This is a genomic window from [Flexibacter] sp. ATCC 35208 (assembly GCF_001975825.1).
Taxonomy (GTDB): Bacteria; Bacteroidota; Bacteroidia; order Chitinophagales; family Chitinophagaceae; genus Chitinophaga.
In genome coordinates, this window is record NZ_MTKN01000033.1 from 64371 (window position 1) to 87126 (window position 22756).

The window sequence follows — 22756 nt, forward strand, 5'->3', positions numbered from 1 at the left end:
GGTTGTGATTAATTATTGAACAAAGTTTTACCAACTGCGAAATTGAGCGTCTCTATAGCTTGCATCCTATCATTTTGCAATTGGTTTAGTTGCAGCATATTTTCTTTATAAGAGTCGTAGAAGTCAGTGAGCTCCAGCAGGCTGAGGTTCTTTTTCAGGAAGTTGTCAGTCACTGATTTCAGCAGTTGTTCGAACTGCCCACGGAACTCCGGATCTACTGATTCCAGCATTTTGTCTGTGTTCAATGCTTTCACATAAGCGGTTTGCACTTCATTTTCCACCTTTTGTGTTTGCTGAGTTACCAGTAGCTTATTCTGATCGATGCTGTAGCTGGCAGATTTGATATTACCCTGGTTCCTGTTGAAGAAGGGGAGATCAATACCGACAGTAAGGAAAGAGGCATTGTCCACGAAGCTGCCGCGCTTATCAAAGTCTGCACCGAGGTTCAGGTCAGGTACAGCCATGGCTTTTTGCAGTTTCAGGTTTTGCTGGTTATAGAGCAGATTGTTTTGGGCCATTAGCAGATCCTGACGGTTGGCATATGCGGTGTCTACCAGGCTGGCCAGACTGGTATTGCGGATAGCAGGCAGGTTTGCCGCTGCATTTTCAGGCATATCAATTACATAATATGCATGATTGTTTGCAAGTAGGATCTGCAGTTCAGATTCGATATCAAGCACCTGGTTTTCCATAGCAGTGCGGTCCGCTTTGAGGCTATAAAGCAGGGAGCGGAGACGCACGGCGTCTTTCAGGGTTACGAGACCTTTGGACTGTAAATCCTTGTAGGTAGCATCCATCTTTTCAAGAGCGATGATCTGGTCTGCATAAGCCCTCATAGAATTCTGCAGGTAGTAAGCCTGGTAGAAGTTACTACGGAGAGAGTAACGCAGGGTTCTCAGCAGGTCGAAGAAGGCATTTTCAGACATGGCCGCAGTCGTTTGCGCGAGCTTTACCTGTTTGTTTCTTTTGCCTGCCAATGAGATGAGCTGGGTAATGCCGATCTCATATTGACCATGTTGATTGCTGACATCAAAAAATTGTTTCCTGTCAGGATTGTACAGATTCCCGCTTACCTGAAGGGTGGGATTGTTGTACAATTTAGACTGGATGATCTGCGCGCGGGCGATAGAGATATTGTATTTCTCTGCCAGCAGGTCCAGGTTTTTATCCAGGAATTGTTTCTCCGCATCCTGCAGGCTAATGTGCACGGTGTCCTGTGCAGATGCCTTGAATGCGAATAACAACATAATGATACAACTGGCTACAATCCGGGGAGGGCGCTTTGTTTTAGAATCCCGACTATACATCTGATTTGAATTTAATACTATTTTAATGTGTTAGGTCTGTATGTACACGAAGCTCCTTTATCAACCTGAAAAGCTGATAAAAGTTCATGACTTATAAAGTAAAAGTTAGACTTCCGGGGGTGGTGTAAGAATTTCGTAGGCGATAGCCAGCGGCTTTTGTACTGCCAATAGCGGGTACGCCACAGCTAAGTCGCTGGTAGAGGGTTCCTGTCTGCTACAGGCGATTTCCTGTTGACTTGAGATATAATAAGACACGCTATTGCTTCCGGTGAAATAGTGTGGCTGATCATCGTCTTCGTCCTGCTGGTTGACCTCTGTATTGCCCAGCACTACATGATTGACAAAATCGAAGAGTGTGTTGACATCATTGATCTGTCGGCCTCGGGTATCATAAATATCCTTCTCATCCGCGACCGGGATAAACATAGTAGTCGCAATATGTAGGAAGAGTAATATGTATGAAAATGCCTTTGTCATGCTAAATCTGATACAAAGATAGATGGAGGCTATAACAGTTTAAAGGGTCTTAAGGAATTTTAAGACCTTTTTAATCAGATTTTAACGCATTGATCAAATTATAATAACCAGTTATTTAACAGTGTACCTATCATATCTACTTCGATGAGGAAACCATCATGGCCATACGAAGAATCGATTTCGTGATAGGTAGCGTCCGGAATATGTTTGGCGAGGAAGTGTTGTTCTTCAGGTGGGCAGAGCACATCGCTGGTGATACCTACAATGAGTGTAGGTTGTTGAATGAGGGCAAGGGTACCTGCCAGATCGGTGACACGGCCGCGGGCGATGTTGTGACTATCCATCGCTTTGGTGAGGCGCCAGTAGGCCTGGGCATTGAAGCGTTTTACGAGTTTGTCGCCCTGGTAGTTGATATAAGATGCAGCCTTGAAGTCGTCGGTCTTATCATTGTCCGGGTCGGACTGGGTACGAACGAAGGTCTGGTAGTTACGATAGGTGAGCATACCAATGGCTCTGGCGGCTTTTAAGCCGTTTGCGCCGGCATCCGGACGATGTTCCCGCCAGGTGCTGTCGGCCTCAATAGCGAGACGCTGAGCGGTATGTATGGCGATTCCCCAGGCGCTTTCTGAAGCGCCGGTGCTGAGCAGGCAGAGCTGACGGATACGGGTTGGTTCCAGCAGTGCCCATTCCAGGCTTTGGTAGCCCCCCATGGAGCCGCCCATGAGCAATAGAATTTCGTCAATGCCCAGGTGTTGGCGCAGCAGGGTATGTGCCTGCACCATATCCCGCACGGTTATTTGCGGGAAGGTGGAAAAATAAGGCTTCCCGGTTGCAGGATTGATGGAAAGCGGGCCTGAACTGCCATAGCAGGAGCCCAATATGTTTGCACATACAATGAAGTGACGGGCAGGGTCAATAGCCTTGCCCGGACCAATGAGGCCTTTCCACCAGTCGGCTACATCCGAATTGGCGGTGAGGGCATGGCAGATCCATATCACATTACTTTTGCTATGATTCAGCGTACCGTATGTGTGATAGGCGATTTGCAACTCCGGTAACACGACCCCGGACTCCAGTGTAAATGTGTGCGTATTATGATAGATCTGTACCGTCAAAACCCCGGAAAAATTTGCGCAAATATAACATATGAGCCGTATAAGTCAAGAAAATGAAGAGAAATTTGGAAATCATCAAATTTATTAACGCCTGAAGAAGCATGGAAAATGCATCTCCATTTTATTTATTCGGTGGCAAAATAATCTGAGCCTGTCCGGTTTTGAATAATTTATGACTTCTAAAAATCCTGCCGCATTGCTTATATTTGTAGGATAAATAACACCGAATATGAAGATTTCATTACAGAGAATCGACGACGCATTCAACATGGAAGCTGTAGATGAGCAGGGGCATAAAGTTTTAATGGACTCTTCCCTTGAGAATGGTGGTAAGAATAACGGCGTAAGACCAATGCAGATGTTGCTGATGGGACTCGGTGGCTGCTCCGCTATTGATGTAGCCATGATCCTGAAAAAACAACGCCAGGAACTGACGGACTTTAAAATCGAAATAGACGGAGAGCGCGAAAAAGGTAAGGAGCCTTCCATCTGGGAGAACGTTCATATTATATTCCACCTTTCCGGCACCAGCCTGGACCCTGACAAGGCCGCAAGAGCAGTAGAACTTTCTATGACTAAATATTGCTCCGTTGCAGAGACCCTTCGTCGCGCAGGAGGCAACCTGACATGGGAAACCAGGGTAAATGGTTGATTGAGGCAAATAAATACTTGACAAAGTCAAATTGTACATAAATAACTTAAATAAGTAATGGAGAAAGATCAATACCGGCCGGAAACGAACGCAGTCAGAATACAAACAGAGAAGACGTGGCAGATGGAACACTCTACACCTCTCTTCCTTACATCCAGTTTTACCTACGACAGTGCAGAAGAAATGCGCGCTACCTTTGCAGATGAAACAGATAATAATATATACAGCCGTTTCAGCAACCCGAACGTAGACGAATTTGTACGTAAAGTATGTAGCCTGGAACTGGCTGAAGATGGTTATGCTACCGCCTCCGGTATGAGCGCCATATTTGCGAGCTTCATGGCCCTTATGAAAACAGGTGATCACCTGCTCTCTGCCAGCTCTATATTTGGCTCTACCCATACTGTAATCATTAAGTTCCTTCCTAAATGGGGCATTGAGTACACTTACTTTGATATCAACAAACCAGAAACTGTAGAAGCGCTGATCAGGCCGAATACGAAGATGATGTTTGTAGAAACTCCTTCCAACCCAGGTCTGGAAGTAGTTGATATCAGCCTGCTGGCAAAGATCTGCGACAAGCATGGCGTTATATTAAATGTAGATAATTGCTTCGCTTCTCCTGTATTGCAAAAGCCGATCGCACTCGGCGCACACATTGTAACTCACTCCGCTACCAAGTGGATGGATGGCCAGGGCCGCGTATTAGGTGGGGTAGTAGTAGGTCGTAAAGACCTGATTAAGGAGATCCATACATTCTGCCGCAGTACAGGTCCGGCAATGTCTCCATTCAATGCATGGGTACTGAGCAAGAGCCTCGAAACCCTGCACATCCGTATGGCAAGGCATTGCGAAAGTGCGCTGGCACTGGCTAAGGCACTGGAAGGAAATTCACTGCTGCAATGGGTAAAATACCCTATGCTCGAAAGTCATCCTCAGCATGAAATAGCGAAGGCACAAATGACCGGTGGCGGTGGTATAGTATGTTTTGAACTGAAGGGTGGACTGGAACAAGGCACCCGTTTCCTGGATGCCCTGAAAATGCTGACCCTGACGGCGAACCTGGGCGATAGCCGCAGTATTGCGTCTCACCCTGCAAGTACCACACATGCGAAACTGACTAACGAGGAAAGACTGAAAGTGGGTATTACGCCTGGTATGATCCGTATCTCTGTTGGATTGGAAAATGCACAGGATATCATCGAAGATATTACGCAGGCATTGGAAGTGAGTAAGTAATCTATAGGACTCCTATACGGATAAAATATACATGTTTATATCGCTGATATTAATCAGGCGTTGGAAATAAGCAAATTATTTTGCATATTTGAAGGACTGAACAAAGAATAATCTTTCGTTCAGTCCTTTTTTATTTCCTTTTACCTACTTTTTTTAAATCCTATGCGTCGTTCATTATTCCTATGCCTTGCCCTTTTGGCAACAGTTACTGCCTTTGCGCAGCGTGGTGTAGCTATTCTGCCGTTCTCCGTTAACTATGGTATTCCCGCAGGAGAGGTTACACCTGAAATGCAAGATTACACTAAAAAGATTGGTGTCTTTTTACAGGAGGCGCTCTACAATTCTCTCTATGCCGGTGGCGATACGCTACAACCGGCAGGAAGAACAAACAAACTGCTTACAGATGCCGGTATTGAACCGGATCAGCCTTACTACCTGGACAAAACAGGGTTGTGCATTCTCCTGAAAGTAAAGTACGTAATTGCCGTACAGGTAACCTATGGTAAAGGCGCTGATAAAGCCAGGAAAGAGGGAGGCCCGGATTGGTTCAAACTAACCAACGATATGGACAAGTCCCGCGGCTTCAAACTGGAAGTATTTGCATCCAACGGGCAGAGTGCCTGGGATTACAAGGAAAGCTACAGCTGGAATCAGCTTATCGTTCCAAATTCGCAGGTATTCCAGGTTGATACTTATCAACGTGTGAAAAAACAAATTGAAGGCTTTTTACAGTTATAATAAGCCCTTTTTGTTATCTTCCCGTTATGAAGTCTTTCCCTCGTTTTATCTTAATCGTTATACTCAGTTATCTGGGTGGTTTGTTTTTAGCATGGTGGACGGTGGCAATTGCGGCTTTTGTTGTAGCTGTAATCATTCCATTGCCGCCATTGCGTAGTTTTATGAACGGCTTCATTGCCGTGTTCCTGCTTTGGCTGGCATTAGCCTTCCTGGCAGATGTACGGAATGACCACATCCTGGCAAACAGGATGAGCGAATTGATTCTGAAGGTTAAAAGTCCGATATTGATTGGCGTAGTAAGCGCATTTATCGGTGGGCTTACGGCAGGCCTGGGTAGTTTATCAGGTAGTTATCTGCGGTACAAAAGGACACTATAAAACTCATTTTTAGAAGGATCGTTTTTGTCAATGGCAAAAGCGATCCTTTTTCATATAAAAGGAAATTATGCACAGCACTGCATTGACAGTATTCTTTAGTATGTTGTTTAACCTCGCGCAGGCCACCATTGTCAAGGGACGTATTACGAATGAACAACAAATCCCACTTCCATACGCAACTATTTTCATAAAGGGTACCACTACTGGTACAACCAGCAATGCTGCCGGACAGTATCAGCTGGACATTCCAGCAGGCACTTATACACTGGTATGCCAGTATATGGGCTATCGTAAACTGGAAAAACAAGTCATTATTACCAATACAGAACAGACGCTGGATTTTGCCTTACAACCCGTAAGCATGCAGATCAAAGAAGTGGTGGTTAAATCAGGTGGGGAAGACCCTGCTTACGCCATTATCAGGGCAGCGATCAAAAAGCGTAACTTTTACCGTCACCAGGTAAATGAGTATACCTGCAATGATTATATCAAAGGTATGTTCAAGCTGAGGGATGTGCCTGAAAAGTTTTTCGGGAAGAAGTTAGATAAGAAAGACATGGGTGTCGACTCTTCCGGGCAAGGTGTGGTATTCCTCTCTGAATCTATGACCCGCGTAGACTTTCAGGAGCCTGACAATGTAAAGGTCGAAGTACTCTCTGCACGTCAGAGTGGCGGTGGATTTGGGTTCAGTTTTCCGGCTTTTATAGACCTCTATGATAACAACGTGACCGCTGTTATTACTCAATTCAACAAACGTGGTTACATTTCTCCCATTGCAGAAAACGCCTTACTCTATTATAAATACCAGCTGGAAGGCACCTTCCAGGATGATGGCAAAACCGTCAATAAAATAAAGGTGATGCCCCGCAGGAAATTCGAACCACTGTTCTCCGGTTATATCTTTATCACGGACGACGACTGGCGGATCCACAGTGCAGACCTGCTACTTACACAGGATTATCAGCTTGAGATCATGGATACCCTGCGCATCCGCCAGATCCATGTACCTGTGAACAATGAAGTCTGGCGTACCAAAGATCAGGTCATTACCATGAGCATCAAACAATTTGGGTTTGATATGGTGGGCAATTTTGTGAATGTATATTCAAATTACGACCTGCATCCTAACTTCCAAAAGAAGCATTTCGATAATACTATCATGCGGTACGATACCGCTTTCGATAAAAAACTACTGGCCTACTGGGATAGCATTCGTCCCGTGCCACTAGAAAAGGAAGAAGTAAAGGACTTCCGTGTAAAAGACAGTACTGCCCAGGCGGAGAGGGACAGCGCCAGGTCTTCCCGTACGCTCGATACGTTGCGCAAACACCAGCACCCTGTCAAATTTACCGACTTCTTCTGGTCTGGGGCAAAACATAACTATTACTTTCAGAGAGATACAGGAATTTATTCACATCAGCTGTCTATGAAAGGGTTGATTAAACAACTCGGGTACAACACTGTAGAAGGGCTGGTACTAAATGTGGAACCTGAACTGAAACTGAACCTTTCCCGGTCACAGGAGCTGAAGATCATGCCTTATATCCGCTATGGTTTCAGCAATACACACCTCAATGCCTGGACTTATCTGCAATGGACGCAGGAGAGCCGGATTCACAACCGCATTGGCCAGAATACCTGGATACTGGGTGGTGGGAAAAGGGTAAGCCAGTTCAATCACGATAATCCTATTTCTCCCCTGGAAAATGAGTTCTATACCTTGTTCCTGAAGGAGAATTATATGAAGCTGTATGAGAATTACTTTACCACGCTTCAGTTTACCCGACGGTTTGAGAACAATTCTTTCCTCAGGTTGGGGGTACGGTATGAGGATCGTATGCCATTGGAGAATACCACCGACTTTGTATTTTTTAAGAACAGCAATAAACAGTTCCTTCCCAACCATCCCTACGAGCTGGCAGATATTCCATTTACCCGGAACCAGGCTTTGGTGGCAGAACTTGGGTTCTCTTTCCAGCCAGGGCAGAAATTTATCGAGCTGCCGGACAGGAAGATCGCCTTTGGTTCTAAATATCCCATTTTTGGGGTCACGTATACCAAGGGGATCCATGGTATAGCGGGTAGTGATGCGGATTTTGATAAATGGCAGTTCCAGATCAAGGATAATATGAACCTGAAGCTATTCGGGGAGTTTATGTATAGGGTAAAATTGGGTGGATTCCTGAATGATAAGCATGTAGATATACCTGATTATCAGCACTTCAACGGGAACCAGACCTTCTATAATATCAACTATCTGAATAGTTTCCAGCTGGCACCTTACTACAGGTACAGCACGACGGCGCCATTTTATGCGACCGCCAATGTGGAGCATCATTTTAACGGGTTGCTGACAAATAAAATCCCTTTGCTAAACAGGTTGAAATGGAACCTGGTAGCTGGTTCTAACGCTTTTTATGTGAACCAGAATAACAATTATGTAGAAGTTTTTGCCGGGTTGGAGAATATTTTTAAGCTGTTGCGCATTGATGTAATCGCGGGATACCAAAGTAAGGATGCGACACGCATAGGAGTGAGGGTAGGATTTGGAGGATTATTTGGTGGGATGGTGCGCCAGCAGAATACGCCGGAGCCATAGAGGCCAGCTCTTTCAATAAAAGCATTCCTCAAAGAGGGAATGAAAATAATTTCATAAAAAAAGGGAAAGTCTGCCATTGACCTTCCCTTGCCTGCCTAATATCTTTCCTTTCTTGTTTTATAGCTTTCTTTGGGATCACGATCATAAAAGTAAGCCAGGAGGCGGTATATCCACAATCCTACGATGAAGTAAAAGATGTAAAGAAAAATTGTACTCATAAAATTCACATTTTTGGGTTAAACGCTGATTACTTGTCCTGTTCGTTTAAGTCAAAAAGAGTGCCAAGTCTTAAAATTAATTTATATACAATAATAATCAGATAGTTATACGGGTTCAGATATGTCTGCGGCAACCTGAACTTTTTGTATTTGTAGCATGTTATAATATTTGTAATCTAAATTCAAGCCAGAATAGTCTGGACTTTTATAACATGTTCGTGTGAATTAAAATGTCCCCTTATGAAGAGAATTGCATTATTCGCATTCATCCTGGGTGTAGTACTTGCTACGTTCGCCTACTTTGCAGAAATCTATGACTGGGTAGGTTTACAGGAGTATTTAACGGTCGGTTTTACAGGTTATGTATTGATTATCAGTAGTGCAGCTTATTACATGTCATCCCTTCTATATGAGTGGTCCTCAGAACCTACAGTCTGGGAGGCGTGAAAATTTAAAAGTAGATTGTTACCTTTGCAGCTCCTGAAATTAGGTCAGGGGTTACGAAACCCACAAAGGGAATCGTAGAAATTTTGCTCACAAGGCAAGTGTTCTTAAAATTTCTACTAAAAAAATGGCACTACACAACCGTATTTCTGCAGCTGAACTAAAAGTAAAGCTGGCAGCAGAGACATTTCGTCGCGTCACCGTCTCGTTTTACCAGTACGCAAAGATTGAAGATCCACAGGCATTTCGTGATGACTTGTACCTCAAGCTCGATGAGCTGAAGGTATTTGGACGGATTTACGTGGCATCAGAGGGCATCAATGCCCAGATCAGTATTCCGGAGCATCACTTTGAGGAATTCAGGAATCGCCTGTATGGGTATCATTTCCTCAATGGCATACGTTTGAACGTAGCAGTAGATGATGATGGCAAATCCTTCTGGGTACTAAAGATCAAAGTGCGCGAGAAGATCGTGGCAGATGGTATCGACGACCCATCCTTTTCCATGGAAAATAAAGGTAAATACCTGAAAGCCAGGGAATTCAATGAACTTACTGACGACCCGAATACCATTGTGGTAGATATGCGCAACCACTACGAGTTTGAAGTGGGGCATTTTCAGAATGCGATCGAGGTGCCATCTGATACCTTTAGAGAGCAATTGCCGATGGCAGTTGATATGCTGAAGGAAAATAAAGATGCAAACATCGTGATGTATTGTACTGGTGGTATCCGTTGCGAAAAAGCATCGGCTTATATGCTGCATCATGGGTTTAAGAATGTATTCCACCTGGAAGGGGGCATCATTGAATATACGAACAAGGCAAAGGAGCAGGGATTGCCACTCAAATTCAAAGGAAAGAACTTTGTATTTGACGATAGGTTAGGGGAGCGTATTACAGATGAAATTATCAGCAGTTGTCACCAGTGTGGAAAGCCATGCGATTCGCATACGAATTGTAAAAATGATGGTTGCCATTTGCTGTTTATACAATGTGAGGAGTGTGCGGCAAAGTATGATGGATGTTGTAGCTCAGCATGTCAGTCAGTGTATCACCTGGAACCAGAAGTGCAGCAGGAAATGAGGAAAGGAGCGGATAAGGGGCAGATGGTATTTAATAAGGCGAAACAGCGATTACGTCCGAGGATGAACGAATAGGTACACAATCCGGCATTCAAGTGCCGCAGGCGTGCATAAAAAAAACCGCTTCTGCCAAAAGGAGAAGCGAGTTTTTTTAATCTAATTGCTATTTCTAAAGGATATGAATACTTAAAAGAAAAACCGCCCCGCGTTGTTTCTTCTGCGGCGGGGCGGAGTAATTGAGCATGAAAACAGTTCAGACAAATTTTACATCTGAAAGAGCTGCGTTTGCATGTCCATTCTATCAACCTATATGCGAACTAAAACTTAATTCTCGCTTAATGCATCATAGATCAGCTGCTGGTGATCTAATATCACATTCTCTCCTGCATCCAGTCCTTTGCTGATATATGTTGTTTCTCCTGACGTTGTATAAGTCTCCACCTCTCTTAGCTGGATATTATACTTATCCTTAAACACCAGTACATAATTCCTGCAATGATCTGCGATCACGGCATTTTCTGGCACGGCTACCATATCATCTCCTTCGCTGTAATGTAAAATGACTTTCGTGAACATCTCTGGCTTCAGTAGTTTGTTCATATCATCCAGTTTTATACTTAACTGAATTGCATTAGAAGAAGAATCGACGGCATCTACAATTCCGTAGAAGATCTTGTCGGGTAGCGCTGCAGTAACAATTTCAGCTTTATAGCCTTCTTTTACATCATCAAGGTGCTGGGAAGAATAATCTACAAGGATCTCTATATCTTTCTGCTTATTGATCTTACCAGCCACTTTTCCTGAAAAATGTAATTCCATCTGCACGGGCTCTATACTGGCAGTATCTATCCGAATTGTCTTCAACATCGTATCACTCAGTACAAAGGTCTTTTTAGTCGCCCCGCCTTCCAGCTGCGGATGTTTGCAGCCCCCCAGGAAAAATCCTGAGGAAAGTAAAAGGGAGAAAAGAAAATTGCACTTCATGTCGTTCTTTAGAATAATAGCAAAATTCCCCATTCTCACTTAAAGAATGCTTTAAACACAATTAAAAACTCATTAAAATAATCAGGTGTGGGGCAGGATAACGGTGAAAATCGTGCCTTTCCCGGGGGTGGAGGAAGCGGAAATATGACCTTTGTGCAGTTGCACGATCTTTTTACAGATAGAGAGTCCTAGGCCATGGCCGCGGGTTTGATGGGCATTTGCTCCTCTATAAAAGGGTTCAAATACCTTGTTGAGTTCCTCCGGGGCTATACCGATCCCATTATCTCTGACCTGGATCTGTATATTATGTGTGAAGAAATCGATTGTAACCCTTGCAGTGTTGTCAGTAGAAAATTTAAAGGCATTGTCCAACAGATTCAGGAATAATACCTTCAGCAGGCTCTCATTACCCTGTACTACCAGCTCTGTATCCTGGTCGGGTACTTTCAGGAAGCTGATATCGACCTTAGGGCCCCTTTGCGGTTCACCCGCTACCGGTACATGTTTTAGTTTGACGAGGTTGCCCATTTCCAGCAGCAGCTCATCCATACGTACTTCACTGAAGATAAATTTCTGCTGGTTGAGCTCACTTTGTGCCAGTTGTAGCAGACCATTACTCAGGTCGGAGAGGTTCTCTGCATCTTCCAGTACGGAGGCTAAGATATCGGCGTATACTTCTTTTGTTCTGTCTTTGGAGAGGGCTACCTGTAGCTGGCTGATGATAGATGCCAGGGGAGTTCTCAGTTCATGGCTGGCATTGTTCACAAAGCTCTTCTGCAGGTCAAATGCATCGCTCAGGCGTTGCAGCATGGTGTTGAAGTTTGCACCCAGCTGCGCAATCTCGTCCTTGCCACGGGCTTCTACACTGATCCCCTGCAGGTTGTTGGCATTGATGGTCTTTACCTGCTTTACCAGTTTATCAATGGGTTGTACCATTTTACGGGCAAAGAAATAGCCGATGATGACTAATAGAATTACGGCTACGACAATTTCAATTATCAGGATCCGCTTCAGGTTCTGCAGGTTCTGATAACCATATTTATCAAAGGAAGACACCAGTACGATCACCGATACATCGCCCTCTGTATAATATACACCGACCAGTTCACCGTTATCACGGCCATGACTATACTCTCCATACTTCTTAATATAATCCAGTAAAGGACGGGAAGTACGGATTGCTGTATCCTTTAAATTAGAATACAGCAGATCGTAGTTAAGGTTATATACAAGAATGCTTTCTTTATAGAGGTCCTGGAAGGTGGTTTTATCCAGTTTGCGCAGCAGGTCTACCTTCACGGTATTATCTTCAATGATTACATTGGCGATAGAGCGTGCGCGGTATTCCAGGCGGTCCAGGTACTCTGCCTGCCTGGATTGTGAAGAAAAGTAATAAGCGAGAATAGCAAAGGTGTTCAGCAATATGATGGCTGAAATAGAGTAGGAGAGTGCTATTTTATATTTGATCTTCACTATTCTTCTGCAAGGTAGTATCCCATACCAGTTTTGGTATGCAGCAGCTTATTTTCGAAATCCTTATCGATTTTTTTACGAAGGAAGTTCATGTATACTTCGATCACATTGGTACCTGTATCGAAGTCAATATCCCATACCTTTTCGGCAATGACGAGTTTGGAGATCACCTTCCCTTTGTGCAGGGCCAGGAATTCCAGCAATTGGTATTCTTTGGCTGTGAGGGGGATTTTTTTACCACTACGGGTCACTTCTTTCTTTTCCCTGTCTATTTCGAGGTCGGCGATGACGATCTTGTATTGAGAGTTCTGTTGTACTTCGCTACCAGCTCTTTTCAGGAATACGCGGATGCGCGCGAGGAGTTCCCGGAAATCGAACGGCTTTACGAGATAATCGTCTGCCCCCAGCTCAAAGGCCTGCATCTTGTCTTCCATACCGCCCAGGGCAGTCAGCATGATAATGGGGATACGGTTATTGCGGCGGCGGATCACTTCGCATACTTCATAACCATTACTATGGGGCAGGTTAAGGTCCAGGATCACCAGGTCATAATTATTGGAAGCGCCAAGGCTTTTACCCATACGGCCGTCGTAGGCTACATCTACCTCAAAGCCATTCTCCTCCAGGCCCTTTTTGACGGCGTTGGCTACTTTTATTTCATCTTCGACTACGAGTATTCGCTGCATAAGCTGATTTAAGGATGATGTGTACTGATGGAGCGGATTAACCTTCCAGCTCCATCAGTTTTTCAAATGCCTTTTCGTATTCTGCGGTGGCGCTTTTCAATTCTTTGCCCAGTTGAGCATATGCTGCTTCTACCTTTTGAAAACGGGCTTTGTCGGCATAGACGTCCGGATTATTCATTTCCGTTTCCAGGTCGGTTTTCTTTAAATTCAGCTTAGCCAGTTGCTCTTCCAGTTGCTGGAATTGCTTTTGCTGTTTCTGGAGTTCTTTTTTCTTATCCTTATCGATTGGCGCTCTTGGTTCCTGTTGTTTTACTGCAGGTACTGCCGCTTCTTTTTTCTGTTCTTTAGCAGCTGCGGCCTGTTGTTTTGCTACTTCTGCCTGGCGTTTTTTATGCTCTTCCCACTCAGTATAGGTGCCTCTGAATTCCTTGATCTCACCATCCACGATTTCCCATATTTTGTTAGCCGTCTGGCTTACGAAATAACGGTCGTGGGAAACGAGTACATAGGTACCGTCGTATTTGGAGAGTGCATCGATCAGCATCTGTACGGAGTTCATGTCCAGGTGGTTCGTCGGCTCATCGAGCAGCAGGAAGTTCGCCTGACTGATGATTGTTTTTGCCAGCGCCACACGTGCTTTTTCACCCCCGGAGAGGATGCGGATCTTCTTATATACATCGTCGCCGGTGAAGAGGAAACAACCCAGGAGGGAGCGGAGCTCTACTTCTGTACGACCGCTACCGCAGCTTTTCAGTTCGTCGAGGATTTCGCTCTCCATGTTCAGACTTTCCAGCTGGTGCTGTGCGTAGAAGCTGTCTACTACGTTGTGACCGGGAATGCGTTCGCCTTCCATTTCTTCCGTACCAGCGATTACGCGGAGCAGGGTAGATTTACCCTTACCGTTTGCCCCAATCAGGGCGATCTTGTCACCACGGTTGATGATTGCGCTGGCCTGATCCAGGATGGTAAGGTTACCATATTTCTTGGTCACTTCTTCCAGGGTACAGATAATCTTTCCCGGTGTTTTATCAATCGTGAAGTTGATTCTGATCTTGGAAGGACCACCATCTACCTGTTCTACTCTATCCAGTCTGTCCAGGCGTTTCATAGCACTCTGTGCCTGTGCGGCCTTGGAAGCTTTGGCTTTGAATCGCTCGATAAAGCGTTCCTGCTGGCGGATGTATTCCTGTTGATTTTCGTAAGAACGCTGCTGCATTTCGCGGCGCAGTTCTTTTTCCTGTTCGTAGTCTTCGTAATTGCCTGAGTAGTGGTGCAGCTGCTGCTGGTACAACTCAACAATCTTGTTGACCATTCTGTCGAGGAAGAAACGATCGTGCGATACGATGATCACAGCGCCGTTATAGCTTTGCAGGTATTTTTCCAGCCATTCGATGGAAGGGAGGTCAAGGTGGTTCGTCGGCTCATCGAGCATGAGTACATCCGGTTGCTGCAGGATCAGTTTTGCCAGGAGTACGCGCATGCGCCAACCTCCGGAAAACTGGTTGTAAGGTCTTTCCAGGTCAGCAGTGCTGAAACCGAGACCTTCCAGTACTTGTGCAGAACGGTGTTTCATTTCGTAACCGCCGAGGGTTTCGAAGAGGTGAAGTTTATCACTGAATTCGATCAGGAGCTCTTCGGACTGGTTAGTTTCCAGTTCCTGGGTAAGGCGCTCGATGTCTTTTTCCAATTTAATGGCTTCTTCAAAAGCGGTCATACCCACTTCGAGGATGGAGTCGTCAGATTCGAAGCTCAGAAGATCCTGGTTAAAGAAACCAAGAGAGAGGTTTTTAGCTTTGTTGACGCTACCTTTTGAAACGGAATACTCCCCGTTAATAACACGTAAAATAGTGGATTTCCCGGTTCCATTCATCCCGATCAATCCTACACGGTCGCCGGGAATGATATGCCACGAGGCGTTTTCTACAATGGCCCTTGCGCCAAACTCAAAAGTAATGTCCTGAAGTGCTATTAGCATTGCCTAAATTAATTGAAAGGGGCAAAGTTAGTGCTTTTTAATGATCCTTTGTGCCGGGCGCAGGCAAAAGCGATGGTTTCCTTATCTTTGCAAAAAGATACATATAATATATGAGGTTCATAGTAGCGGCATTATTACTGATCAGCATAGCAGCCTGTCAATCATCCACCAGGCAGGAGAACGGAGAAAAAGGGGATACTACGGCATTACAGGCGCCTTACGCCACTGTCTTTTACGATTCATTACAGTTAGCCATGGAGAGTTACTATTCCCTGACAGAAGGACTGACCCAGGCAAACATCACATATATAGACCGGTATAGTGCCGAGTTGAAACAACACCTCGACAGTCTGCCGCTCAATTCCCTGCAAATGGATTCCGGCCGGCTGGCAAATGTAAGGAACCAGGTGACCAGCATGAGTGCTGAGTTAAGTGGTTTGGTAAGTGAGAAGGCTATTGAAGAGAAAAGAGCTGCATTTGATATGGTGTCTGGTTTGTTGTTTGATTTGATTAAAGTGACAGGTGTGAAAGGGAAAACCGTTTACCGTCAGTATTGTCCGATGGCACTGAAGGATGCCGGTGGGTATTGGCTGAGCAATTCCAGTAAGAAGACGAATCCTTATTTTGGAAACGATATGCTGGGGTGTGTAGAAGTCACGGATAGTCTGAGATTTAACTAAGCAGGAAGTATAAATGCAGTGCTCACTGCTACCTTCGTCCCTGTTAATCCGAAGGTCCTGTCAACCATCTTTTAACAGATGTAGAAAAACCCATCAATTTTCTTAACTTCGCAAGCCCAAACGCGGTGTATCAAACAGATATACCCCATTGGGAACATAAAAACGCAAAACTTAATAGCTGAAGATTAACAGCTCAATCGTATGATCAACATTACATTACCGGATGGCGCAGTTCGTCAGTATGAAGCAGGAGTAACTGCAATGGACATTGCCAAATCCATCAGTGAGGGATTGGCACGCAAAGTATTAGCCGCTAAAGTGAACGGGCAGGTGGTAGACGCCGCCCGCCCTATAACGACGGACAGTACGCTGCAATTGCTGACCTGGTCTGATGTGGAAGGTAAGTCTACCATGTGGCACTCCTCCGCCCACCTGATGGCAGAAGCGCTGGAATCAATCTATCCGGGCGTAAAGTTCGGTTATGGCCCTGCACTTGAAGGCGGTTTTTACTACGACATCGACCTGGGTGGCCGTACCATCTCCGACGAAGATCTGCGTAAGGTAGAAGCAAAGATGGCTGAACTGGCAAAAGCCAACAACGCTTATGAACGTAGGGAAGTCAGCAAAGTAGAAGCATTGGATTACTTCACCAAAAAAGGTGATGAATATAAAATAGAGACCATCAACGAGCTGGAGGATGGTAAAATTACCTTCTATACACAAGGTAATTTCACTGATCTGTGCCGTGGCCCACACATTCCAAGTACCGGTTTTATCAAAGCGATCAAGCTGACAAATATTGCTGGTGCCTATTGGAGAGGTAATGAAAAGAACAAGATGCTGACCCGCATCTATGGTGTTACTTTCCCTAACCAGAAAGAACTGGATGAACACCTGTTCCTGCTGGAAGAAGCAAAGAAACGTGACCACCGTAAACTGGGTAAGGAACTGGAACTGTTCACCTTCTCCGAAAAGGTTGGTTTAGGTTTGCCACTGTGGCTGCCAAAAGGCGCCATGCTCCGTGAAAGACTCCAGGCTTTTCTGCAGAAAGCACAGCTGGACCTGGGATATTTACCGGTTGTAACGCCGCACATCGGTAACGTGAACCTGTATAAGACTTCCGGTCACTATGAAAAATATGGTAAAGACAGTTTCCAGACCATCCACACACCAGAGGAAGGCGAGGAGTTCATGCTGAAACCCATGAACTGTCCACACCACTGTGAAATTTACAAAGCCAGTCCTAAGAGCTATAAAGACCTGCCGGTACGCTTTGCAGAATTTGGTACAGTATACCGTTACGAGCAGCATGGTGAACTCCATGGTCTGACCCGTGTACGTGGATTTACTCAGGATGATGCGCACCTCTTCTGCCGTCCTGACCAGGTGAAGGAAGAGTTCATGAAAGTGATCGACCTGGTATTATATGTATTCAATAGTCTGAGCTTTACTGATTTTACAGCCCAGATCTCCCTGCGTCACCAGACAGACAGAACCAAGTACATCGGTACAGAGGAAAACTGGAACCTGGCAGAACAGGCGATCATTGAAGCAGCAGCAGAAAAAGGCCTGAGAACAGTAACAGAATACGACGAAGCAGCGTTCTATGGTCCTAAACTGGACTTCATGGTGAAGGATGCCCTGGGCCGTAAATGGCAGTTGGGTACCATCCAGGTGGATTACAACCTGCCTGAGCGTTTCGAACTCGAATATATCGGTGCAGATAACCAACGCCACCGCCCTGTAATGATCCACCGTGCGCCATTCGGTTCACTGGAAAGATTCATCGCCGTACTGATCGAACATTGCGGTGGTAAATTCCCGCTGTGGCTGACACCTACGCAGGTGAAAATCCTGCCAATTAGTGATAAGAGTCAGGCATATGCAGAAAAAGTGGCAGAATTGTTAAAAAAATCAGAAATTAGAGCAGAAATTGATGACCGGAGTGAGAAGATAGGTAAAAAGATCAGAGAAACCGAGCTTGCTAAGGTTCCCTATATGCTGGTACTGGGCGAAAAAGAGGCCGCTGAAGACAAGGTAGCTGTACGCAGACAGGCCAAGGGAGACTTAGGAGCTATGGATATCGATCAATTCATCGCACTGGTCCAGGAAGAAGTCACAAACAGAAAATCTTTCGAATAAACGACTCTGTTACAAAAGTTTTTGTATCAACCCTCAAAAATGAGGGTTGATACTTTGAAAATTATAGAAATATATTTTTAACTAATTGAACTTTTGTATTTTCGGGTACGTTAATTGCGTAAGAGTCTATTAACATAAAAAGGTCGGTTCATAGCTAATATCTATTATTTAAAGCAATAACAATTAGTAGCTGTGCCGGCTCATTCTAAACATTATAGACAATTATTAATTTGAAATTTTACTTTTTTTAATGCAGCAAGGACCCAGACCAAATTTTAACAGGGGTGGAAGAACCCCCAACTTCCGTAGAGAACAGCAACAAGAACACCGCACAAACAGAATGATTCGCGTTCCGGAAGTGCGTTTAGTGGGAGAGAACATTGAAGTAGGCGTATACCGCACGGAGGATGCCCTGCGTATGGCCGAAGAACAGCAACTGGACCTGGTTGAAATATCTCCGAATGCCGCTCCACCTGTCTGCCGCATCATTGACTATAATAAATTCCTTTACGAAAAGAAGAAGAAGGAAAAGGAAATGAAGGCGAATGCGCACAAAAGCGAAGTAAAAGAAATTCGCTTTACGCCTAATACCGACGACCATGACTTCGACTTCAAAGCCAAACATGCGGAGAAATTCCTCAAAGATGGTAATAAAGTAAAAACATATGTGCAGTTCAAAGGTCGTGCAATCATGTTCAAGGAACGAGGAGAGCTGATACTTTTGAAATTTGCAGAAAGATTGGCAGAAGTAGGTGCACTGGAAGGTATGCCTACCATGGAAGGTAAGCGTATGATCGCCATCTTCGCGCCTAAATCAGCTAAGAAAAAGCCAGGTTCTGGTAATAAAGAACCGAAGGAAGACCGTGCACCAAGGGAACCTAGAGAACCTAGGGAACCCAGAGAAGATCGTCCGCAGCAGCCAAGAGAGCCAAGGGAATCACGCCCTATCACTCCTGCCCAGGTATCTGCAGCACCAGCTTCAACACCTGAAAATAAACCAGAATAATCACTGGTACAACTTAATATAAATAAGCCCGGAGCCCATGGTTCCGGGCTTTTATTTAGGTATTACTTTTGATATGTACCTACATCTAAAAACTGTATATTGGGTAACCTTAGACACAATATGGAGGATAGGATCATTTGCTTCTTAATAGACGATGACGATGATGACCAGGAGATCTTTTCCCTGGCATTGAGCAACATCGATGAGAATATACATTGTATCACTGCCAATGATGGTATTGACGCACTGACAAAGTTGAACAGAGAAGATAAGTTCACCCCACACTTTATCTTTCTCGACCTGAATATGGTGCGCATGAACGGAAGGGAATGCCTGCAGGAAATCCGAAAGATTCCAAGGTTAGAAAATGTCCCTGTGATTATCTATTCCACTTCATCCGAACAACGCGACATTGTTGAAACCAAACATATGGGCGCTGCCGATTATATCGTTAAACCACCCAGTATGGCCCTCCTTGAAAAAAGATTGGAGCAAGTTTTGAGAGGGTATAATACCTGATTTCTACATATAATATGGAACTGACAAATACTGTAATCCCAGAATTCCTCACTGGCGGTGGGGAAATGGGTGCATTAATTCGCTCCCATGACTGGGCTTCAACCCCATTAGGCCGTTATGAAACCTGGCCGCAAAGTTTGAAAACCTGTATACGCATCATCCTCACATCCAGCCAACCTATGTTTGTTTGGTGGGGACCGGAGCTGATCAATCTTTACAACGATCCTTACAGGTCGATCCTGGGAGGTAAACATCCCCATGTGTTAGGTGCACCTGCTGCCGAAGTGTGGAAGGAAATCTGGGATGCAGTAGAACCACGGGCCACAGCCTGCATGGAAAAGAATATCGGCACTTACGACGAAGCACTCCTGCTGATCATGGAGCGCAATGGCTATCCGGAAGAGACTTACTACACCTTTTCATATAGTCCGATACCCGGTGATTATGGTGGTACAAATGGGATAATTTGTGCCAATACAGACGATACCTTCCGCATTACAGGTGAAAGACAACTACGTACTTTAAGAGATTTGGGCAAGATAATCATGGATACTAAATCCGATTCGGCCGTCTTTGCCCATACCATCGATATACTTAAACAGAACCTGCACGACTTCCCGTTCACCTGCATTTACCAGGTAAATACGGACACCGGAATGGCCACACAGGTGGGTACTTCTCATGAAAATGTGCTGCCAGCAAAGATTAAGCTGGATAGTGAGATCGCAGATTACTGGAAATTGCCTGAGGCAATTAGTTTCAATAAGACACTGGTTATCAGCAGCCTGATAGATGGTTTTGGTAATTTACCTTCAGGTGCATGGGGCCGCTCGCCGGACAATGCTTTGGTCATTCCGATGAATGCTGGTCAGTCAGCCGTATCTGTACTGCTGATCGTCGGTCTGAATCCACATCGGCAGCTGGATGAAAAGTACAGCAGCTTTTTTCAACTCATAGCCGACCAGATTGGAAGTGGTCTTTCGAATGTGTACGCATACGAAGAAGCCCGCAAAAGAGCCGAAGCACTCATAGAAATCGACAGAGCCAAAACAGCCTTTTTCAATAACATCAGTCACGAATTCCGAACGCCGCTTACCCTTATGCTGGGTCCCCTGGAAGAATTGCTGGCTGGTAACACTTCTGTATTTTCGACGAAACAGCAAGCCGACCTGGAGACAATGCATAGGAACGCCAATCGGCTCCTGAAACTGGTAAACACCCTCCTTGACTTTAGTCGCATTGAAGCTAAAAAAGCACAGGCGCAGTATTGCCCTGTCGATCTTGCAAATGTAACAATGGACCTGGCTGGTAGTTTCCGTTCAGCAATCGAGCATGCCGGTATGCAACTGGAAGTGGATTGCCGCGTGCTACAGGAAACGGCATATATAGATAGAGAGATGTGGGAGAAGATCGTGCTCAACCTGCTCTCGAATGCTTTTAAATACACCCTGAAGGGCACTATTTCTGTTGTCTTATATGAGGATGATGGCCATGCTATTCTGAAAGTAAAAGATACGGGTATCGGTATACCAGATGAGGAACTGCCACATATGTTCGAACGTTTCCATAGAGTGAAGCAGAGTGGTGGCCGTTCTTTTGAAGGAACCGGTATTGGCCTGTCATTAGTGAAAGAACTGGTGCTGCTCCATGAGGGAAATATCACTGTGGAGAGTGAACTGGGTATAGGTACTACTTTCACCGTCAGTATTCCATTGGGTATGGCGCACCTGCCAGAAGATCAGGTTTCGATGCATGATAACAATGATTATTTCTCGTTGTTGCCTGAGAATTTTGCCCAGGAAGCCGCTCAGCTGGACCCCGGCTTAGGTCTGGCGGAGTTAGATCCGAATGTAGACGCTGAAGAGGATAAACCGGTTATCCTTGTTGTTGATGACAATGGTGATATGCGGGACTACCTTCAGCGCCTTCTCCACCATTATTATATAGTGGATACGGCAGCTAATGGGAAACTTGCGCTTGAACGTATTCGTCAACAGGTACCTGAGCTTGTGATCAGCGATGTGATGATGCCCGAAATGGACGGAGTGGCATTGTTGCATCACCTGAAAGGTGATCCCGACACATCTGGTATTCCCGTTATCCTGCTTTCGGCCAGAGCAGGTGAGGAAGCTAAAATAGCAGGTTACGATATTGGTGCAGATGATTATCTCGTCAAACCGTTTTCAGCGAAAGAATTATTAGCGAGGGTACGTGCACAGATCAGGATCACGAGGCTGCACCGCCACGCTGTGGAAATATTGCAGCAAAGTGCCCAGGACCTTGAACAAAAAGTTGATGAGCGAACTGCCGAATTGTTAAGAAAAAATAATGAGCTAGAACAATTTGCATATATCGCGAGTCATGACCTGCAGGAACCTCTGCGAAAAATCAGGACCTTCTCCGAATTGCTGCAAAAGAGTATGAAAGACAGTGGTACCCAGGCCAATCATTACTTCGAAAAGATCCAGTCATCTGCTACCCGAATGACGGCACTTATCAAAGACGTGCTGGACTATTCCCGTCTTTCTAATCCGGCAGCCCGTTTTGTGAATACCGACCTCCAGGCTATTTTGAAAAATACCCTAACTGACTTCGAATTATTGATAGAACAAAAGGGCGCCCTGGTACAATCAGATGCATTACCAGTTGTACGTGGAATCCCTTTACAAATACAGCAATTATTTACGAACCTGATCGGCAATTCCCTGAAATTCTGTGACAAAGATCCGTTTATAAAAATCAGCGTAGCTGGTGTATCCTTTGATGAACTTCCTGAAGAATTATCTAAAGATCAATCTTATATCAAACTGATCTTCCAGGACAATGGCATAGGGTTCGAACAACAATTTTCCAATCGCATCTTCACCATTTTCCAGCGCCTCAATGATAAAAAGACATATGCAGGTACGGGTATCGGCCTGGCGCTCTGTAAGAAAATTGCAGAAAACCACCATGGGTTGATACAAGCCGAGGGCGAACTGGGTAAGGGGGCTACCTTTACAGTATATTTACCGAAATAGAAAAGAGCGTGTATTCTATGT

20 protein-coding genes are annotated in these 22756 nt (G+C 45.0%); 12 read left to right on the forward strand and 8 right to left on the reverse strand.

The window, feature by feature from the left end; translation table 11 throughout:
* Positions 1–8: 8 nt before the first annotated feature.
* From BW716_RS20460 to metX, 3 genes are all read right to left on the reverse strand, one after another.
* Positions 9–1307 carry a TolC family protein gene (locus BW716_RS20460; protein WP_083725419.1) on the reverse strand — a complete coding sequence of 433 codons (1299 nt, stop codon included), beginning with the start codon at positions 1305–1307 and terminating at the stop codon, positions 9–11.
* Between the two features lie 105 nt (positions 1308–1412).
* Positions 1413–1784, reverse strand: coding sequence for a hypothetical protein (locus BW716_RS20465; RefSeq protein ID WP_083725421.1), 372 nt, complete (start codon positions 1782–1784; stop codon positions 1413–1415).
* A gap of 98 nt (positions 1785–1882) precedes the next feature.
* Positions 1883–2899, reverse strand: coding sequence for a homoserine O-acetyltransferase (metX, locus tag BW716_RS20470; RefSeq protein WP_083725423.1), 1017 nt, complete (start codon positions 2897–2899; stop codon positions 1883–1885).
* Between the two features lie 229 nt (positions 2900–3128).
* Between metX and BW716_RS20475 the strand changes: the two genes are divergently transcribed.
* From BW716_RS20475 to BW716_RS20495, 5 genes are all read left to right on the forward strand, one after another.
* Positions 3129–3551, forward strand: a complete 423-nt coding sequence (locus BW716_RS20475) for an OsmC family protein (RefSeq protein WP_083725425.1) — start codon at positions 3129–3131, stop codon at positions 3549–3551.
* Between the two features lie 57 nt (positions 3552–3608).
* Positions 3609–4790, forward strand: coding sequence for a PLP-dependent aspartate aminotransferase family protein (locus BW716_RS20480; RefSeq protein ID WP_083725427.1), 1182 nt, complete (start codon positions 3609–3611; stop codon positions 4788–4790).
* Positions 4791–4952: 162 nt separating this feature from the next.
* Positions 4953–5528 carry a hypothetical protein gene (locus BW716_RS20485; protein WP_143708937.1) on the forward strand — a complete coding sequence of 192 codons (576 nt, stop codon included), beginning with the start codon at positions 4953–4955 and terminating at the stop codon, positions 5526–5528.
* A 26-nt stretch (positions 5529–5554) separates the two neighbouring features.
* On the forward strand, positions 5555–5905 hold the full coding sequence (locus tag BW716_RS20490) for a hypothetical protein (protein ID WP_083725431.1): 351 nt from the start codon (positions 5555–5557) through the stop codon (positions 5903–5905).
* Positions 5906–5972: 67 nt separating this feature from the next.
* Positions 5973–8504, forward strand: coding sequence for a DUF5686 and carboxypeptidase regulatory-like domain-containing protein (locus BW716_RS20495; protein ID WP_083725433.1), 2532 nt, complete (start codon positions 5973–5975; stop codon positions 8502–8504).
* Between the two features lie 95 nt (positions 8505–8599).
* Here the strand turns inward: BW716_RS20495 and BW716_RS38465 are convergent, their stop codons facing one another.
* Positions 8600–8722: a hypothetical protein gene (locus BW716_RS38465; protein ID WP_255373884.1), complete on the reverse strand. Its 123-nt coding sequence runs from the start codon at positions 8720–8722 to the stop codon at positions 8600–8602.
* A 240-nt stretch (positions 8723–8962) separates the two neighbouring features.
* On the opposite strand from BW716_RS38465, the gene BW716_RS20500 reads away from it, so the two are divergent.
* Positions 8963–9169 carry a hypothetical protein gene (locus tag BW716_RS20500; protein ID WP_083725435.1) on the forward strand — a complete coding sequence of 69 codons (207 nt, stop codon included), beginning with the start codon at positions 8963–8965 and terminating at the stop codon, positions 9167–9169.
* A 124-nt stretch (positions 9170–9293) separates the two neighbouring features.
* Positions 9294–10325, forward strand: coding sequence for a rhodanese-related sulfurtransferase (locus BW716_RS20505; RefSeq protein WP_083725437.1), 1032 nt, complete (start codon positions 9294–9296; stop codon positions 10323–10325).
* Positions 10326–10574: 249 nt separating this feature from the next.
* Here BW716_RS20505 and BW716_RS20510 read toward each other — a convergent pair whose 3' ends face one another.
* The 4 genes from BW716_RS20510 to BW716_RS20525 all read right to left on the reverse strand — a co-directional run bounded on the left by BW716_RS20510 (position 10575) and on the right by BW716_RS20525 (position 15368).
* The gene (locus BW716_RS20510; protein WP_083725439.1) at positions 10575–11234 is read right to left on the reverse strand and encodes an efflux RND transporter periplasmic adaptor subunit; all 660 of its coding nucleotides are present in this window, start codon (positions 11232–11234) and stop codon (positions 10575–10577) included.
* Between the two features lie 81 nt (positions 11235–11315).
* The gene (locus BW716_RS20515) at positions 11316–12707 is read right to left on the reverse strand and encodes an ATP-binding protein (protein ID WP_083725441.1); all 1392 of its coding nucleotides are present in this window, start codon (positions 12705–12707) and stop codon (positions 11316–11318) included.
* Complete coding sequence (locus BW716_RS20520; RefSeq protein ID WP_083725443.1) at positions 12707–13393, reverse strand: response regulator transcription factor; 687 nt, start codon at positions 13391–13393, stop codon at positions 12707–12709. The genes BW716_RS20515 and BW716_RS20520 overlap by 1 nt, the downstream gene beginning before the upstream one ends.
* Before the next feature lie 37 nt (positions 13394–13430).
* On the reverse strand, positions 13431–15368 hold the full coding sequence (locus tag BW716_RS20525) for an ABC-F family ATP-binding cassette domain-containing protein (RefSeq protein WP_083725445.1): 1938 nt from the start codon (positions 15366–15368) through the stop codon (positions 13431–13433).
* A 110-nt stretch (positions 15369–15478) separates the two neighbouring features.
* Here BW716_RS20525 and BW716_RS20530 point away from each other — a divergent pair, with 110 nt between their 5' ends.
* From BW716_RS20530 to BW716_RS20550, 5 genes are all read left to right on the forward strand, one after another.
* Entirely contained in the window at positions 15479–16048 is a 570-nt protein-coding gene (locus BW716_RS20530; protein WP_083725447.1) for a DUF3347 domain-containing protein, read from the forward strand.
* A 201-nt stretch (positions 16049–16249) separates the two neighbouring features.
* The gene (gene thrS, locus BW716_RS20535) at positions 16250–18190 is read left to right on the forward strand and encodes a threonine--tRNA ligase (RefSeq protein WP_083725449.1); all 1941 of its coding nucleotides are present in this window, start codon (positions 16250–16252) and stop codon (positions 18188–18190) included.
* Positions 18191–18440: 250 nt separating this feature from the next.
* Complete coding sequence (gene infC, locus BW716_RS20540; RefSeq protein WP_235643916.1) at positions 18441–19196, forward strand: translation initiation factor IF-3; 756 nt, start codon at positions 18441–18443, stop codon at positions 19194–19196.
* Positions 19197–19316: 120 nt separating this feature from the next.
* Complete coding sequence (locus tag BW716_RS20545) at positions 19317–19715, forward strand: response regulator (protein ID WP_083725451.1); 399 nt, start codon at positions 19317–19319, stop codon at positions 19713–19715.
* 14 nt (positions 19716–19729) lie between these two features.
* Positions 19730–22735: an ATP-binding protein gene (locus BW716_RS20550; RefSeq protein WP_083725453.1), complete on the forward strand. Its 3006-nt coding sequence runs from the start codon at positions 19730–19732 to the stop codon at positions 22733–22735.
* Positions 22736–22756: the final 21 nt, after the last annotated feature.

Bases quoted from the DNA above. Each gene is read 5' to 3' on its own strand.
- BW716_RS20460 (WP_083725419.1), bottom strand. From the start codon at position 1,307: ATGTATAGTCGGGATTCTAAAACAAAGCGCCCTCCCCGGATTGTAGCC.
- BW716_RS20465 (WP_083725421.1), bottom strand. From the start codon at position 1,784: ATGACAAAGGCATTTTCATACATATTACTCTTCCTACATATTGCGACT.
- BW716_RS20475 (WP_083725425.1), top strand. From the start codon at position 3,129: ATGAAGATTTCATTACAGAGAATCGACGACGCATTCAACATGGAAGCT.
- BW716_RS20480 (WP_083725427.1), top strand. From the start codon at position 3,609: ATGGAGAAAGATCAATACCGGCCGGAAACGAACGCAGTCAGAATACAA.
- BW716_RS20485 (WP_143708937.1), top strand. From the start codon at position 4,953: ATGCGTCGTTCATTATTCCTATGCCTTGCCCTTTTGGCAACAGTTACT.
- BW716_RS20490 (WP_083725431.1), top strand. From the start codon at position 5,555: ATGAAGTCTTTCCCTCGTTTTATCTTAATCGTTATACTCAGTTATCTG.
- BW716_RS20495 (WP_083725433.1), top strand. From the start codon at position 5,973: ATGCACAGCACTGCATTGACAGTATTCTTTAGTATGTTGTTTAACCTC.
- BW716_RS38465 (WP_255373884.1), bottom strand. From the start codon at position 8,722: ATGAGTACAATTTTTCTTTACATCTTTTACTTCATCGTAGGATTGTGG.
- BW716_RS20500 (WP_083725435.1), top strand. From the start codon at position 8,963: ATGAAGAGAATTGCATTATTCGCATTCATCCTGGGTGTAGTACTTGCT.
- BW716_RS20505 (WP_083725437.1), top strand. From the start codon at position 9,294: ATGGCACTACACAACCGTATTTCTGCAGCTGAACTAAAAGTAAAGCTG.
- BW716_RS20510 (WP_083725439.1), bottom strand. From the start codon at position 11,234: ATGAAGTGCAATTTTCTTTTCTCCCTTTTACTTTCCTCAGGATTTTTC.
- BW716_RS20520 (WP_083725443.1), bottom strand. From the start codon at position 13,393: ATGCAGCGAATACTCGTAGTCGAAGATGAAATAAAAGTAGCCAACGCC.
- BW716_RS20525 (WP_083725445.1), bottom strand. From the start codon at position 15,368: ATGCTAATAGCACTTCAGGACATTACTTTTGAGTTTGGCGCAAGGGCC.
- BW716_RS20530 (WP_083725447.1), top strand. From the start codon at position 15,479: ATGAGGTTCATAGTAGCGGCATTATTACTGATCAGCATAGCAGCCTGT.
- thrS (WP_083725449.1), top strand. From the start codon at position 16,250: ATGATCAACATTACATTACCGGATGGCGCAGTTCGTCAGTATGAAGCA.
- infC (WP_235643916.1), top strand. From the start codon at position 18,441: ATGCAGCAAGGACCCAGACCAAATTTTAACAGGGGTGGAAGAACCCCC.
- BW716_RS20545 (WP_083725451.1), top strand. From the start codon at position 19,317: ATGGAGGATAGGATCATTTGCTTCTTAATAGACGATGACGATGATGAC.
- BW716_RS20550 (WP_083725453.1), top strand. From the start codon at position 19,730: ATGGAACTGACAAATACTGTAATCCCAGAATTCCTCACTGGCGGTGGG.